Source organism: Alcanivorax sp. HI0044, assembly GCF_001634945.1.
In genome coordinates this window covers 1-880 of sequence record NZ_LWEZ01000182.1, presented here as the reverse complement: position 1 = coordinate 880, position 880 = coordinate 1, and the positions used below count along the sequence as shown (strand labels likewise).

The 880-nt window shown below is 55.0% G+C and carries 2 protein-coding genes; both read left to right on the top strand.

Features of this window, described 5'->3' with window-relative positions; all coding sequences use genetic code 11:
- The coding region (locus tag A3730_RS02185; RefSeq protein WP_063537393.1) for a pilus assembly protein PilP at positions 1-429 on the top strand (429 nt) is incomplete at its 5' end.
- 20 nt (positions 430-449) lie between these two features.
- Positions 450-880, top strand: a 431-nt coding sequence (locus A3730_RS02180; RefSeq protein WP_156500805.1) for an AMIN domain-containing protein, incomplete at its 3' end; no start/stop codon positions are given.

Here is an 880-nt window from a genome sequence, read left to right as displayed (position 1 = left end):
GAAGAGATTAAAGCTCGGCCGCGAGGGCGTATTGAGCCGCCGCCGGAGTTTAAACCGATCGCGACCTATGCGTATTCAGCGCAGCAGTTGCGGTCGCCGTTTAGTCCGCCCAAGGATCAGGAGTTGCTTCTGGTGCGCGAGGGCGTAAATGTCGAGCCGGATCTGGCTCGGCCAAAAGAATATCTGGAGCGTTTTTCGCTGGATGCGTTACGCATGGTTGGCACGATCACCAAGCCAGGCGAGCCGGTCCAGGCTTTGATTGCAGACCCTTCTGGAGCTGTGACAAGGGTGCGACCAGGCAATTACATGGGGAAAAACTTTGGCCGCGTGAAAGATGTTAGCGAGGTCAAGGTTGGTTTGATTGAAATCGTACCGGATGGTCGGGATGGCTGGGTAGAACGCGCCAGCAACGTCTCGATTTCCGAATAACAGTCGCTGGGGATCCAGTTATGAAATGTGCAACATTGAAAATAAAAAAGAGCGCTTCCCGGCGTCTGGCGGGGTTTCTGGCGGCAGGGGCACTGAGTGTCCTTAATGCCGTGGCAATGGCGGGGACATTGCAATCCATTGAAGCCAATTCCCTTTCCGGCGATAGCATGGAGGTACGTCTGCGCTTTGAGGGCGGTGTGCCGGAAGTCAAAGGCTATAGCATCGAAAAGCCGGCACGGATCGCGCTGGATTTGATCAATGCTGATAGCGATGTGTCAGGGAAACGGCAAAACCTGGGGGCTGGCAATGCGCGCAGTGTCACCATTGTCGAAGCCAAGGACGGAACGCGCCTGATCTTTAACCTGGAATCCCTGACAGGGTATTCCACCAGTGTTGATGGTAGTGACCTTGTGGTGGTGTTGGGTGATGAAGAGGCCAACACAGCAATGTC